This window comes from Sulfurimonas lithotrophica, from assembly GCF_009258225.1.
GTDB lineage: Bacteria > Campylobacterota > Campylobacteria > Campylobacterales > Sulfurimonadaceae > Sulfurimonas > Sulfurimonas lithotrophica.
This window is the reverse complement of sequence record NZ_CP043617.1, coordinates 212,678-226,735: the sequence shown is the minus strand read 5'-3', so window position 1 is coordinate 226,735 and position 14,058 is coordinate 212,678. Positions and strand designations below refer to the sequence as shown.

12 protein-coding genes and 5 tRNA genes are annotated in these 14,058 nt (G+C 34.3%); 9 read left to right on the top strand and 8 right to left on the bottom strand.

Annotated elements, in window-relative coordinates:
• Positions 1-149: 149 nt before the first annotated feature.
• The 5 genes from FJR48_RS01125 to FJR48_RS01105 all read right to left on the bottom strand — a co-directional run bounded on the left by FJR48_RS01125 (position 150) and on the right by FJR48_RS01105 (position 664).
• A tRNA-Leu gene (locus FJR48_RS01125) sits at positions 150-234 on the bottom strand.
• 29 nt (positions 235-263) lie between these two features.
• A tRNA-Arg gene (locus tag FJR48_RS01120) sits at positions 264-340 on the bottom strand.
• Positions 341-355: 15 nt separating this feature from the next.
• Positions 356-432 (bottom strand) — tRNA-Arg (locus FJR48_RS01115).
• 48 nt (positions 433-480) lie between these two features.
• A tRNA-His gene (locus tag FJR48_RS01110) sits at positions 481-557 on the bottom strand.
• 29 nt (positions 558-586) lie between these two features.
• Positions 587-664: transfer RNA gene (locus tag FJR48_RS01105), tRNA-Pro, on the bottom strand.
• Between the two features lie 143 nt (positions 665-807).
• Here FJR48_RS01105 and FJR48_RS01100 point away from each other — a divergent pair.
• From FJR48_RS01100 to FJR48_RS01090, 3 genes are read left to right on the top strand one after another with little or no spacing between them, the layout of a single operon-like run.
• Complete coding sequence (locus FJR48_RS01100; protein ID WP_152306339.1) at positions 808-2,145, top strand: sodium-dependent transporter; 1,338 nt, start codon at positions 808-810, stop codon at positions 2,143-2,145.
• Between the two features lie 2 nt (positions 2,146-2,147).
• Entirely contained in the window at positions 2,148-2,423 is a 276-nt protein-coding gene (locus FJR48_RS01095; protein WP_152306338.1) for a hypothetical protein, read from the top strand.
• 3 nt (positions 2,424-2,426) lie between these two features.
• Positions 2,427-4,040 (top strand): diguanylate cyclase, encoded by a 1,614-nt coding sequence (locus FJR48_RS01090; RefSeq protein WP_152306337.1) that lies wholly within the window; start codon positions 2,427-2,429, stop codon positions 4,038-4,040.
• A gap of 8 nt (positions 4,041-4,048) precedes the next feature.
• On the opposite strand, the gene FJR48_RS01085 is transcribed toward FJR48_RS01090, so the two are convergent.
• From FJR48_RS01085 to FJR48_RS01075, 3 genes are read right to left on the bottom strand one after another with little or no spacing between them, the layout of a single operon-like run.
• Entirely contained in the window at positions 4,049-4,828 is a 780-nt protein-coding gene (locus FJR48_RS01085; RefSeq protein WP_152306336.1) for a thiazole synthase, read from the bottom strand.
• Positions 4,829-4,876: 48 nt separating this feature from the next.
• Positions 4,877-6,241 carry an NAD(P)H-hydrate dehydratase gene (locus tag FJR48_RS01080; RefSeq protein ID WP_152306335.1) on the bottom strand — a complete coding sequence of 455 codons (1,365 nt, stop codon included), beginning with the start codon at positions 6,239-6,241 and terminating at the stop codon, positions 4,877-4,879.
• 1 nt (position 6,242) lies between these two features.
• Entirely contained in the window at positions 6,243-6,980 is a 738-nt protein-coding gene (locus tag FJR48_RS01075; protein WP_152306334.1) for an ATP-binding protein, read from the bottom strand.
• Positions 6,981-7,035: 55 nt separating this feature from the next.
• Between FJR48_RS01075 and FJR48_RS01070 the strand changes: the two genes are divergently transcribed.
• The 6 genes from FJR48_RS01070 to FJR48_RS01045 all read left to right on the top strand — a co-directional run bounded on the left by FJR48_RS01070 (position 7,036) and on the right by FJR48_RS01045 (position 14,048).
• Positions 7,036-7,998 carry a KpsF/GutQ family sugar-phosphate isomerase gene (locus FJR48_RS01070; RefSeq protein ID WP_152306333.1) on the top strand — a complete coding sequence of 321 codons (963 nt, stop codon included), beginning with the start codon at positions 7,036-7,038 and terminating at the stop codon, positions 7,996-7,998.
• Positions 7,992-8,786, top strand: a complete 795-nt coding sequence (locus FJR48_RS01065) for a pseudouridine synthase (protein WP_152306332.1) — start codon at positions 7,992-7,994, stop codon at positions 8,784-8,786. Before FJR48_RS01070 ends, FJR48_RS01065 begins: the two co-directional genes overlap by 7 nt.
• On the top strand, positions 8,770-9,945 hold the full coding sequence (locus tag FJR48_RS01060) for a replication-associated recombination protein A (protein WP_152306331.1): 1,176 nt from the start codon (positions 8,770-8,772) through the stop codon (positions 9,943-9,945). The genes FJR48_RS01065 and FJR48_RS01060 overlap by 17 nt, the downstream gene beginning before the upstream one ends.
• An 89-nt stretch (positions 9,946-10,034) precedes the next feature.
• Positions 10,035-12,011, top strand: coding sequence for a methyl-accepting chemotaxis protein (locus FJR48_RS01055; RefSeq protein ID WP_152306330.1), 1,977 nt, complete (start codon positions 10,035-10,037; stop codon positions 12,009-12,011).
• Positions 12,012-12,041: 30 nt separating this feature from the next.
• Positions 12,042-12,329, top strand: coding sequence for a hypothetical protein (locus tag FJR48_RS01050; RefSeq protein WP_152306329.1), 288 nt, complete (start codon positions 12,042-12,044; stop codon positions 12,327-12,329).
• A 9-nt stretch (positions 12,330-12,338) separates the two neighbouring features.
• Positions 12,339-14,048: a response regulator gene (locus FJR48_RS01045; protein ID WP_152306328.1), complete on the top strand. Its 1,710-nt coding sequence runs from the start codon at positions 12,339-12,341 to the stop codon at positions 14,046-14,048.
• Positions 14,049-14,058: the final 10 nt, after the last annotated feature.

Sequence of the window (14,058 nt, the reverse complement as noted above, 5' to 3'; positions counted from 1 at the left end):
GCTCTCTAACTATAGAAACATCAGATAGGTATTTTTTCAAAGTTTTATATTATAAAGTTAGAAATAGGTTAGAAAAAAATATTTCGTAGTTTTCTTAAATTGTCTATTTAATCGTTATATTGGTTGATTTGAAGTATATATAGAATGTATGGTGCGGATGAGAGGACTCGAACCTCCACACCTTGCGGCACCAGATCCTAAGTCTGGCGTGTCTACCAATTTCACCACATCCGCGCACGTCGTAGAATTTAACATAAATAAAGTGGTACGCCCTACACGATTCGAACGTGTGACCGATGCCTTAGAAGGGCATTGCTCTATCCAGCTGAGCTAAGGACGCATACATTTAAATAAATGGTGCGCCCGATAGGATTCGAACCTATAACCGTCGGATCCGAAGTCCGAAACTCTATCCAGTTGAGCCACGGACGCCACAAAAATTTATTAATTTTCAATTATTTATTTTTTATATTTAATTTATGGGGTGAGATACGGGATTCGAACCCGCGACCCCCGGCACCACAAACCAGTGCTCTAACCAGCTGAGCTAATCTCACCATAAGTCTTATTAAACATAAAAAAAAGATGGTCGGGGTGAAAGGACTCGAACCTTCGGCCCCTTGGTCCCAAACCAAGTACTCTAACCATACTGAGCTACACCCCGACCTGTTACAAAAACCAACGTAATGCTGATTAATGAGGCGAAATTATAGACAAAAATACTTAAAATGTCAATAGTTTTTTGAATTTCTTTTATATCTTTTATTTTTTTTGTATAATAAGCCTAATTCAAAGGATTTGTTACATATGAAAATAGCTAGGTTTAGTAGGATAGGCTTTATATTAGCGGCAGCGGGAAGTGCCGTTGGACTGGGGAATATATGGAAATTTCCATATATAGCGGGTGAGTTTGGAGGTGGTGCTTTTGTACTTGTATATTTGATTACCGTTTTGCTTATCGGATTCTCTATTATGATAGCGGAAATGCTGATAGGATACATGGGAAGAAAAGACACGGTAACTTCTTTTGAAGAACTTGCACCCAAACATAAACATATTTGGAAATTTGCAGGTTTTCAGGGTCTGGCAGGTTTGTTCGTAATGATATTTTATTCAGTTGTCATCGGCTGGATTTTCAACTATATAGTTACATCTATCATATCCTTGCCTGCAACTGTTGAAGAAGCCGAAAAAACATTTACAACCATGCTTCGTACCGATATCATGACACAACTTTTTTATCATACAGTTTCGTTTACCTGGATTACCTATGTTTTAACCAAGGGAATAAAAGGCGGTATTGAAAAAATAAATATGATATTAATGCCCTCATTGATGATTATACTTATAGGGATGTTTATATATGCCTTAAGTCTGGATGCATTCTCTCAAGCACTAAACTTTATGTTCGCCGCAGATTGGTCAAAAATAGATTCAAATGCATTTGTAACTGCCGTAGGTCATGCATTTTTTACTCTTAGTCTTGGTATGGGTGCTATTATGACCTATTCTGCTTCAATGGAGAAAAACTCAAACCTTGTTAAAAACGCTTTTTGGGTTGTATTTTTAGATACGTCCATCGCTATAGTAGCAGGGCTTATGTTATTTACTTTCCTTTACCAGTACGGTGCGGGTCCCGCTAAAGGACCTGGACTTGTATTTATTTCTTTACCTGCTGCATTTTATGAGATGGGAATTTTAGGAAATATATTTGCGGTTTTATTCTTTTTGGCACTTGCTTTTGCAGGACTTACATCTTCGGTATCACTGGTTGAGCCAATGGTGCAGTACTTCATAGACAGATTCAAATGGAGCAGACTAAAAGCTTCTATGTCAATGGGTCTATTTTTTTATCTTATAGGTATAATCGCCCTCCTCTCAAATGTGGACGGATTTAAAGAGGCATTGACTTTTGGGTCTAAGAACTTTTTTGACTGGGTTGATTATATTACGGCTGCGATAATGTTGCCTATGGGTGGATTACTAATGGCTCTTTTTATAGGTTTTGCAGTTGAAAAACAAAGGGTAGAATCTATTTTAAAACCTCAACTTGGAGCCACATTTGAAATCTGGTATTTCTCTCTTCGCTATATTACTCCCGTAGCTATGTTTATAGTTATGTTATCATTAGTAGGGGTATTATAAAGATGAATAAGAACAAGCAAGAATGTTTAGACATTTTAAAATCAAAAGGGGTAAATCCTGCTTCACAAATAGATTTTGACATAAACGGTGAGGTAGAGTCTCTTTCTGTTGAGTATATTATAGACACATATATGAGTGCAAGCGACGAATCACAACTGGTTTTTGTAACAGCTCTTAAAAAGGCAACTCAAGCAGGTCAAATGGGTATAGATAAATTTTTTGAAGGTATGGGACAACTTCTACTTATGTCACACCTGTCTGAGAAGTTTAAAGTGTAAGTTATGAAAACAATATATAAAATTATAATCCTTTATATGTTTTCTGTAGGAACTATAGTTTATATACATCAAAACATAGATAATTTTGCTAAAAGAAGTAAAAAGCACCAAGAAAATATTTTATTAAAACAAGCTCAAGTTCATTATGAAGAACAAATGAACACAAGGCGTTGGAATGCAGGTCACGGAGGCATTTATGTCAAACCGCACAATAATCTTAAACCAAATCCCCACTTAGAAGACAATATACTTAAAGTAGATGACAATCTGACTCTTATCAAAATAAATCCTGCATGGATGACCAGACAACTCTCAGAGTTACTTTCTTCTGAGAGTTTTAAATTTAGAATCGTAAGTCTTAAACCAATAAACCCCATAAATAAAAGTGATGCCTTTGAGTCCAAAGCATTAAAATATTTTGAAAACACAAACGACAGGGAGTTTTATGAGTTTGAAAATGAAAAATTTAGATATGTTGGGGCTTTGGTAACTAAAAAAGAGTGTTTAAACTGTCATGCAGCCCAAGGTTATAAAGTTGGAGATATAAGAGGAGGAATTAGTATAAGCTTTAGTACCGAGGAATATAATAAAGTTATAAATTCTCTAAAAGACCAAACATTTCATGCAAAAATTGTTTTTACAACATTAGCCATAGTTTTAACACTACTAATCCATAAACAATTAAAACAAACTTACAATCTTGGTTTAGAGGTACAAAATCGTACCCGTGAAATAAACAATACGAAAAATATTTTACAACACATACTAGATGCGGACAGAAGTTTTTTGTTTGTTCTGGATGATACAAAAATAGTTATGGCAAACAAAACAATGCTAAACTTTTTCGGATATAAAACAGTCGAGGAATTTTCAAAAGATCATGAACATATATCCGATATGTTTGAAAAAAATGATTCCGGTTTCTATCTTCAACATTTTATGAACGGTGAACACTGGATACACTACCTTCAACGTGAGCAAGCTTATAAAAATTTAAAAGTTAAGCTAAAAAGTAATAACGTACAAAAAATATTTAAACCTTCGGCTAAAGAGGTAAGTATAGACAATAAAAAACTTCATATAGTAATTTTTGACGATATAACAAACGAGTTAAGACAGATAGAAAAACTTAAAAAAGAAGCTGCAAAAGACACACTTACAAGACTCTTTAACAGAGGAAAGTTTCAAGAGATACTAATACAAGAGATGGCTTTGGCAAACTCTACTATGCAGCCTTTATCCGTTATATTTTTAGATATAGACTTCTTTAAAAAAGTAAATGACGACTATGGTCACGATGTAGGCGACAAAGTCCTCGTATCCTTATCTAAAATATTAAAAGAAAATATGCGTTTGGGCGATTCGGTATCAAGATGGGGCGGTGAAGAGTTTATAATTCTCTTGCAATCAACACCTGTAAATCAAGCTGTAAAAATAGCGGAAAAATTACGTAAAAAAGTTTCTGAATATAAATTTGACAAAGTTAAAAACGTAAATATATCATTGGGAGTTACACAATATATAAGCACAGAGTCGGATAAGGCACTTTTAAAAAGAGTCGATGAAGCTTTGTATGAGGCTAAAAATACCGGAAGAAACAAGGTTATTATGAAATAATAACCTTATTAAAATTGGATTAATCCATCAATTGGGCTAGATGCAGTAGCGTATGGTTTTTTTGGAATTCTTCCAGCTAAATAACTCATACGACCTGCAGCAACTGCATGTTTCATGGCAACTGCCATCATCATAGGATTCTGTGCCTGAGCAATTGCAGTATTTGTAAGCACTCCCTCAGCCCCAAGTTCCATAGCATATGCAGCATCACTTGCACAACCGATACCTGCATCAACAATAACAGGTACATCAACTGCATCTTTTATAAATGCTATATTGTAAGGATTTTGAATACCAAGTCCACTTCCGATTGGTGCAGCTAGAGGCATAATAGCATGAGCACCTGCATCTTCAAGACGTTTAGCCATAATCGGATCATCCGAAGTATATGCCATAATAGTAAAACCGTCTTTAGCTAATATTTTACAAGCTTCTATAGTTTCTAAAACATCAGGATAAAGTGTTTTTGCAGTATCTCCGATAACCTCTAATTTGATTAAATCTATTCCTGTAGCCTCACGAGTAAGACGAAATGTAGTTATAGCTTCCTCAGCAGTTACACATCCTGCAGAATTTGGTAAGAACTTTACATTTGTACCAGCAAACGTATCACGAAGATTTTCTTTGTCAGGGTCAGTAATGTTTAGACGACGAACTGCAACTGTGATTAACTCACTTCCACTTGCAAGTGTAGCCTCTTTTGTAGTCTCAAACGAATCATATTTTCCGCTACCCACGATTAGGCGGCTTCCGAGTTCATATTTTCCGATTTTTAATTTATTATCCATAATATATTCCCTATATTTTTTATTGCGAAGTTTATAACATAAGCTTTCTTACAGTTTCCCAATTTGCGAAATTAAATCATCAGGTGTAAGGGAAAAGTCAGAACCTGTGTAGTTTAGTGCAAGGCTTACATGAGCAAGCGATGCATTAAAAGTTGCTTCCAAAGGTGTATATCTTTGAGCTAAAAGTGAGCCTATAAGACCACTCAAAACATCTCCACTGCCGCCTTTTGCAAGTTTTGAAGAACCGTGAGGGTTTATAAAGAACTTATCATCTTTTGCAATAATAACATTTGCACCTTTTAAAAGTAATGTTACTTTTGGATACGTTTTACAAAATAATTCTACATATTTAAAACGGTTTTTTTGTAACTCATCTACAGATATATCTGCAAGTTTACATAATCTTAAGACAGATATAAACTCTTTTGCGTGTGGTGTTAAAACTACATTTTCTCTTTTTAAAATTTCTTGTAAAATATCCATATGCAGTATATCTGCATCTGCTATAAGCGGGTAGTCATTATTTAGAAAAGATTTTAAATCCATGTCTGAGTATGAATCTCCAAGACCCATTCCTATGGCGATGGCAGATGTAGTTTTCGGCAAAAGTTCGCTACTCATAATTGAATGTGGAATATTTGTAGTGTTGTATCCGACAACACTTACGAGTCCTGCTCCAAAGCGAAGAGCTGATTTGGAACATAAGACACCGGCACCTATTTTCTCTCCCACAACACACGCAAGATGTCCGTAACTGCCTTTATGGGTATCTTTTTTATTTCTATTTGGAAGATTTAAGTCTTCTAAATCAAGCAGGTTCCAATTAGATTCACACTCATAAATATCTCTGCCTACACCCAAATCTATAACTTTTATATCACCTACATATTCTTTATGTGCATCTAGGTACATATCTTTTTTCAATGCACCCATAGTCAATGTTGCATCTGCAAAGAATTTATATCCGCTTGGAACATCACAAGCTATTTTGTATGCATCTGAGTTGTTCATTTCATCAATAACGGATGATATTTCTGGATTAAACTCTCCTCTAAATCCTGTTCCCACTATTGCATCTACTAAAACATCACAACTCTCAATAGTGCAACATTCTTTTAGACCTATAGCATCCAGACGTTTTTTTTGCAATTTTGCCATATCGGATTTTGGTTTTTTAAGATGCAGTATTTTTACATTGTAGTCCGGATGCAAAAGTCTCGCAAGTGCTATACCGTCAGCCCCGTTATTTCCGCTACCGCAAACTATAAGTACCGATGAGCCCTTAGAAAATTTACTTTTAATGAAGTCTGCCATACCGTCTGCGGCATGTTCCATGAGTATATCTTCGCTTAATCCAAAATTTTCATAACATCTTTTGTCTAAAGACGAGACTTCATCGTAAAGTTTTTGCATACTATTCTTCTATAATATTTTCTTTGATATCTACACTGTGTGTTTTTATCTCGTTAAAAAGAAGTGTAGGATATTCTGTTCTGTATTGGTACAAAAATCTGTTTTTAACCAAATTTTTAAGACTGGCAGTATTAAAATAATCAATATTTGAGCATCTGCCTATAAACAGATATGTAAACATAAGTTTAAGGTGCGCATTTTCAAATATTTTATGTGGTTGTGCCAAAAATGTAAGTCCGTATTTTGCCAACTTTGAAAAGCTTAACATATAGAGTAAAAAATCACTGAATTTTACATAAAAACCGCTCAGGTTTTCAATATCATGGAAAAAATAGTAATAACTATCTAATAGTTCCTGTTTTTGAATTGTTTTTGTAAGTCTGCTTTTCACATGTCTTTTCGATGTGTCAAAATAAGATGGATTTGCAGACATATAGATATGTTTTTTAGCGTCTATTAAAGCCTGTAATTTTTCATCAAACTCTTCTGTTTCTTCATACTTAATATAGTTAAAATGATTATCTTTATATCTCATCTCTATATCTTCTTCGTTTGAATCCGAAAAGTCTATATAAAATGTAGGTACGTCACTGTCAATTACATAATCTCTTATCCTGCAAGCCAAGTTGGTTTTTCCTGCTCCGTGTTCGCCCAGTATAAGCGTGTTATAATATAAATGGCGTTCTTTTAGTTCCAAAGATCCTAATGCATCGTTATATTTTCCAATATTATCTCTCATAATCTCCACTCTCTTTTTTACCTAAATTATAGCAAAATAAGGATATAATGTCTTTATGAATTTTAAACAAATAGCACAAGAAACTTTAAATATTGAAGCAAATACACTTTTAGAAGCGGCAAAAAAAATTGATGATGTTTTTGAAGCGGCTGTTGAGCTTATTTTAAACTCAAAAGGAAAACTTATTGTTACAGGTGTCGGCAAGTCAGGGCTTATAGGTGCAAAGATGGCGGCAACCTTTGCATCTACGGGGACTCCTAGTTTTTTCCTGCATCCGACCGAAGCACTTCACGGCGATTTAGGAATGATTAGCGAGGGTGATGTAGTAATTGCCATCTCATACAGCGGAGAGAGTGAAGAACTTAGCCAAATACTACCCCACATAAAACGTTTTAACATACCCCTTATAGGTATGACCAGAAACAAACAATCTACACTTGGAAAATACTCCGATATGGTTATAGACGTAGTTGTTGAAAAAGAAGCGTGTCCGCTAAATATAGCACCTACAAGTTCAACTACACTTACATTAGCTTTGGGAGATGCACTTGCAGTTTGTCTTATGAAAGCCAGAGATTTTAAAAAGAGCGATTTTGCTTCTTTTCATCCCGGCGGTGCACTTGGAAAACAACTTTTTGTAAAGGTAAGTGACTTGATGGTAACTCAAAACTTACCGATTGTCTTACCAAGCACTAAGCTCAAAGATGCAATTTTAAAAATCAGTGAGGGACGTTTAGGTAATGTACTTGTAGCAGATGAAGATAATAAACTTCTAGCACTTCTTAGTGACGGCGATATTCGTCGTGCACTTATGAGCGAAAATTTTTCACTTGAAGACGATGTGATGAAATATGCTACACAAAACCCTATGACTTGCACGGATTCTGAACTTCTGGCAAGCGATGCACTTGTACTGATAGAAGAAAAAAAGATTCAACTGCTTGTTATAACAGATAAAGAAAACAAAATCAAAGGCGTGCTTCATATACATGCACTTGTTGAAAAGGGTATATCATAAGACTCAATAAATATATTGCACATCATTCTAGTTACTCACGCCGTGAAGCCGATCGTGCTATACAAGAGGGTTACGTAAAAGTTAACGGTGAAGTTGAAACAAATCCTGCTACACAAGTTGAAGAACATGGCTCGGATGTTTGGATAAGCGGTAAAAAAGTAGCTCCAAAAGATAAATATACCGTTATTGTTTACAACAAAGCAAAAGGTGAGTTGGTTACAAAAAAAGACCCAAAAGGTCGCAAAACCATCTACGATACACTAGAGAAAAAATACAGACACTACATACCTGTGGGAAGACTTGACTTTGCGAGCGAGGGCGTGCTTCTTTTAACGGACGCATCAAGAGTCGCTACGGCTTTGATGGAGTCAGATCTTCAAAGAACTTATAAGATAAAAATCAAAGGCGAGATAACTCAAGACATGGAAAATGCTATGCTTGAGGGTATGGAGCTTGAAGATGCAAGCGCAGGTGCTCACAGCCACTCAAAAATAACTCACATGACGTTTAAACCATTCATCGGTTATCAGATACAAAAGAATACTCCAAACTATTCCATCTTAAAAGTAGCTATATCCGAGGGTAAAAACCGTGAACTTAGACGCTTTTTTGCACATTTTGGGGCAGAAGTTACAGACTTAAAACGTCTTAGTTTTGCAGAAATCGAGCTAAACAATCTACCAACCGGAAAAAGTAGATTTTTAACAAGAAGCGAATATTCAGCACTTGCAAAATTTCTTAAAGAAGAAAAAAAAGCTAAAGAAAAAGAAGATGCTACGTCCAAATAGTTTTGATGACTTAGTCGGACAAGAGCATCTAAGTTCGCCTGATGCTCCTTTAAGAGTACTGTGTGAAAAAAATGCACTCGGGCATAGTTTTTTCTTTGGTCCCGCAGGCTGTGGAAAAACTTCCATCGCCCGCATAATAGCAAAAACTCTCGATATGCCGTTTTATGAGTTTAACGCTACCTCCATAAAAATAGACCAACTCAGAAAAATATTTGAGCAATATAAAAACGCACTTCAAAAACCACTTATTTTTATAGATGAAGTTCATCGCTTGGCAAAAAACCAACAAGAGGTACTACTACCTGTTATGGAAAATAATTCCATACTTTTAATAGGTGCATCAACCGAGAATCCGTTTTTTTCTTTAACTTCGGCTATTCGTTCACGAAGTATGCTTTTTGAACTTTATCCCATAAATAACGATTCGTTAAATAAACTTTTAGAGAGATTTTTAAAAGATTTAACTATAGATGCAGATGCAAAAGAGTATCTGGTTGCAAGTAGCGGCGGAGATGCAAGGGCTATGCTTAAACTTTTAGAGTTTGCATCTAACCTTGATAAACATATAACACTTCAAAACCTAAAATCCCTAAGACCAAATGCACTGAGTGCCGGAAGTAGCGAAGCGGGAGTGCATTATGATTTGGCATCTGCTATGATAAAATCAATCAGAGGAAGCGATGCCGATGCAGCTATATACTACCTTGCACGTTTGATTGACGGTGGCGAGAGTGCAGATTTTATAGCAAGACGCCTTGTAATACTGGCAAGCGAAGATGTAGGAAATGCAAATCCTCAGGCCTTAACTCTTTGTACATCTACTCTAACGACCGTAAAAAACATAGGTTATCCGGAAGCTAGGATCCCTTTGGCTCAAGCTGTTATATACCTGTGTGCATCTCCAAAGTCAAACTCTGCATATATGGCTATAAATAAAGCTCAGCAGATGATAAACAACGGTGTGATGCTTGATATTCCAAAAAATATAACCCAGCGAAACGAAGGTTATCTCTATCCACACGATTTTGGCGGATACGTAGAACAAGAGTACCTTTCAAAAAAGCTAAACTTAGTGGAGCTTAAAAGTATAGGCTTTGAAGCAAAGATGAAAGATTGGTTACAAAAATTAAAAAAAAGCCCTAAAAACAGCATAGATTGACTAAAGTCAAATAAAAAAACTCCCCTTTTTGGTTAAATTAATAACTTATTTATTACAATCATAAAATACAATTTATCCAAGGAACCGACATGAGTATTAAGTACAAGTTAAACCTGATCGCGGTTATAGTCGTTTTATTCTCACTGATAATCATCGCTCTTAGTTCAACAAAAGCTATAGACGAGCGAAATACCATACTACAAGTTAGCGAGTTAAACATATTGTCTCAAAAACTATCGTTATTGATTCACGAGACGCAAAAAGAAAGAGGGGCTAGTGCAGGTTTTTTAGGTTCTGAGGGGAAAAAATTTGTTGAAATTCTTCCAAAACAAAGAAAACTAACAACTCAAAGAAACGAAGAGTTAAATACATATATGAATACTCTGGATTTTTCAGAGTATTCAAATGAATTACAAAACGAAATTTCTGCGTTTAAATCAGATATGGCAAAAATAGATTCTATAAGAGACAGGGTAAGTTCTCTGAGCATAAGCGTAAAAGATGAAGTAGCATACTATACCGATATGAATGCTAAAATACTCAATATAGTATCACTAACGGCAAAACTTGCGAAATCTCCCGAACTTGTAAAATCGCTTAACGCTTATACAAACTTTTTAAAATCTAAAGAGCGCGCAGGGGTAGAAAGAGCAGTTTTAAGTAATACTTTTGCGGCTGACAAGTTTGCAGACGGGATGTTTGCGAAAATGATTACTCTTATTGCCGAACAAAATGCTTTTTTAGATGCTTATAAAAGTATAGCTACGGATGAATCTAAAGATTTTTATAAATCAACTATGAATTCTCCTGTGGTTGATGAAGTAAACAATATGAGAAATATAGCTAAAGAAAAAGCTTACGAAGGTGGTTTTGAGGTTGATAGCGTACACTGGTTTAAAACTATTACCAAAAAAATAAATCTTTTGAAAAAAGTTGATGACGAGATAGCCAGACAAAATACACAACTTTTACAAAAACTCACTTCTGAATCTAAAACAAAAGCATTTACTTCAATTATAGGAAATATTATCTTTGCTTCTGCGATTATTATTATTATGATCATAATAAGCAGGGGTATAAACAGAAGCGTTAAAGAAAGCCTTACTAAAATCAAATGTGTATCGAGTGACCTTGATTTAACTTGTAATGTTGTCGTAGAAGGAAAAGACGAAATATCTCAGATATCTCAAGCAATTCATACCATGATAGTAGCATTTAAAGGAAGTGTCCACAATGCTCAAGATGTCTCGGATGCAACTCTTTCTCAGAGTGACAAACTAAATGACGTAGTAGATAAACTTACTATAAATTCTAAAGAATCCGAAACAAAAATATCTGATATAAATGAGCTTGTTTCAGAGGTCGGTACAAGACTAGACCAAGTTGAAGAAGATGCAGTTGTGGTAACGGAAGATTTAGATAAGACGTTTAAAGTTCTTGATGGTTTCGTAGCAAAACTAAATGAAGTCGTAGAATCAATTGATAAAGGTACGCATCAACAAGAAGAACTTGCCGTAAAAGTATCATCATTAACCGAACAGGCAAAAAATATTAAAGATGTTTTAGCGATTATTTCAGATATAGCAGACCAAACAAATCTGCTCGCTTTAAATGCGGCTATTGAAGCTGCACGTGCAGGTGAACACGGTCGTGGTTTTGCCGTAGTTGCGGATGAAGTTAGAAAACTTGCCGAGCGTACTCAAAAATCTCTAAGTGAGATAAGTGCAAATGTAAATCTAATAACACAAAGTGTAGTTGAGATTGCGAGCGAAACGGATGAAACATCACAAAATATGAATAATATTGCAGGCTCGGCGCAAGAGTTGATAGATGCTTCGGAAGAGACAAAAACAAACCTCTTAGAGACAACCGACAAATCAAAAGACGTGATGCATCAAAGTACGTATATAGCTACTCAAACTAAAAAACTGATATCTACTATGGATGAAGTTATAGAGATTTCTCATGAAAACTCAGAACACAGGGTTAGTGTAGAAGCGGCTGTTGAGACATTGACGCAAGACGCTCATAAAATGAAGGGCGAGTTAGCTAAGTTTAAAATTTAGTTAACTATAATAAAATAAAAGGATAAAATTATGGATATTTCAACAAGTGGTTCAGAAGTAAAAATAACCGGCAATATTAAAAGCGTAAGTGATTTTCAAACTATTAAATCTACATTAGACAGTGTAGTTGTCAATAACTCAAGTATTAATCTTATTATAGAAGATTCTATCTCTATTACCTCTTCTGTAATCGGTTATTTAAATAAGCTTATATTAAAAGACGGGATTAAACTTACCATGTCTGTGGGAAATGATGATCTTATCTCATTACTAAATGATTTGAATTTGTCTAGTGTATTTAATGTAAGAAAAAAATAATGATATTTTATGAGTAATCCTAATGACAATGAGGTAATTTACTCTCATATAAAATCGTTAAATATTTTATATGTCGAAGATACTAAAGTTACCAGACTCTTGTTTGAGTCTATTGTAAGTAAACTTGTTAATAAGATTATTTATGCAAATGACGGGGAAGAAGGATATCAAAAATTTCTTGATAATGAAGTTGATTTGATAATAACCGACTATGCCATGCCAAAATCCAACGGTCTTGACATGGTAGAAAAAATAAGAGAAAAAGACACGGAAGTCCCGATAATTCTCGTATCTGCGATAGAAGATTTAGAAGTATTTATAAGAGCGCTAAATTTAGACATAAGTGCATTTATAAGAAAACCTATAAATCAAAACGAACTTCTACTCTCCATCGAAAAAATGGCAAAAGTTTTTGTAGCAAATAAATATTTACAAAGACAAAAAAATGAACAATTACGTGAACTGCAAGAAAAAGATAAATATAAAACATATCAGGAAGATTTAGCTTTTGAGAAAGAATTAAATATCTTAAGAAATGATTTTTATTACCAAATGACGGATTACAATCATAATGTCACGCTTATAGATTTTTTGTATCATCCCCTTGATGTTATGAGTGGTGATGCCTATAGTGCAAGAAGAATAGATGAAGATACAATTTTATACATTGTAGTTGACGGCATGGGTAAAGGTCTCTCAGCTTCTTTAACTGCTATGATATTTATATCTTTTGCTAACCATTTGATTGATAAAATGCTTTTTTTAGATGATTTTAGTTTAAGTATTCTCATTAGCGAAACCATGGAGTATATCAAACCTATACTTTTAGACGAAGAATCTTTATCGCTAGATTATGTATTGGTAAACAATAAAGATGAACAACTTTATTATTCAAAATTTGCAATGCCGCCTCTTTTAATGCAAAACAGTGGATTAGTTAAAATAAAATCCAATAACCCTCCCATGTCTAAATACTCCCAAACTTTTAATATAGACAAATATGATATAAGCGGTGTAACGAAATTTATTATGTATTCCGACGGTATAGTTGAAAATGAAACAAAATTCAATAATAGACCGTATTCAGAATTTATAGAACAAGATTTTATAGAGTCGTTTACCCGTGAAGACATGAAAAATAAGTTTATGGAAAAAATAGACAAACAAGAGGACGACGTTACACTTATATTTATGAATAGAATAACGCAAAACTCAAAAAATATAGCCCATAAAAAGTTTAAATCGACCCTTGCTAATATAGATATAGCCAATGAATGGTACGAAGCACTTTGGAATAATCTATGCACCGATACAAAGACCTTGTATCAAGCAGGCATGGTCTTTACGGAATTATATATGAATGCCCATGAACACGGAAATTTGGCTATAGATGCAAATTATAAAAACTACTTAATGGAAAATGATATATATTTTGAAACTTTAGAAAAAAAAGAGAAAGAAGTTGATAAATATGTAGATATAAAGATAGATAAAATAAAACACGGTTCTGTTTATTATATTATTACAAAAATTACCGATGAAGGTAATGGTTTTGATACTCAAATATTAAGTAAGATATTTAGAAATTCACAGAAGTTTCACGGACGCGGTGTATTTGTTTCGAGAAAAAATTCTTTTGGTATTTACTATACTTCTAAAGGAAATTCTGTTTTGTATTTAAATAAGATTGAGGAATCAAGCCTCATAAAAGAGGCTTAGAAGTTTTATT

What these genes read in the sequence shown, in the direction of transcription:
- FJR48_RS01090 (WP_152306337.1), top strand. Translation starts at nt 2,427, where the DNA reads ATGAAAACAATATATAAAATTATAATCCTTTATATGTTTTCTGTAGGA.
- FJR48_RS01055 (WP_152306330.1), top strand. Translation starts at nt 10,035, where the DNA reads ATGAGTATTAAGTACAAGTTAAACCTGATCGCGGTTATAGTCGTTTTA.
- FJR48_RS01050 (WP_152306329.1), top strand. Translation starts at nt 12,042, where the DNA reads ATGGATATTTCAACAAGTGGTTCAGAAGTAAAAATAACCGGCAATATT.
- FJR48_RS01070 (WP_152306333.1), top strand. Translation starts at nt 7,036, where the DNA reads ATGAATTTTAAACAAATAGCACAAGAAACTTTAAATATTGAAGCAAAT.
- FJR48_RS01060 (WP_152306331.1), top strand. Translation starts at nt 8,770, where the DNA reads ATGCTACGTCCAAATAGTTTTGATGACTTAGTCGGACAAGAGCATCTA.
- FJR48_RS01080 (WP_152306335.1), bottom strand. Translation starts at nt 6,241, where the DNA reads ATGCAAAAACTTTACGATGAAGTCTCGTCTTTAGACAAAAGATGTTAT.
- FJR48_RS01045 (WP_152306328.1), top strand. Translation starts at nt 12,339, where the DNA reads ATGAGTAATCCTAATGACAATGAGGTAATTTACTCTCATATAAAATCG.
- FJR48_RS01085 (WP_152306336.1), bottom strand. Translation starts at nt 4,828, where the DNA reads ATGGATAATAAATTAAAAATCGGAAAATATGAACTCGGAAGCCGCCTA.
- FJR48_RS01075 (WP_152306334.1), bottom strand. Translation starts at nt 6,980, where the DNA reads ATGAGAGATAATATTGGAAAATATAACGATGCATTAGGATCTTTGGAA.
- FJR48_RS01095 (WP_152306338.1), top strand. Translation starts at nt 2,148, where the DNA reads ATGAATAAGAACAAGCAAGAATGTTTAGACATTTTAAAATCAAAAGGG.
- FJR48_RS01100 (WP_152306339.1), top strand. Translation starts at nt 808, where the DNA reads ATGAAAATAGCTAGGTTTAGTAGGATAGGCTTTATATTAGCGGCAGCG.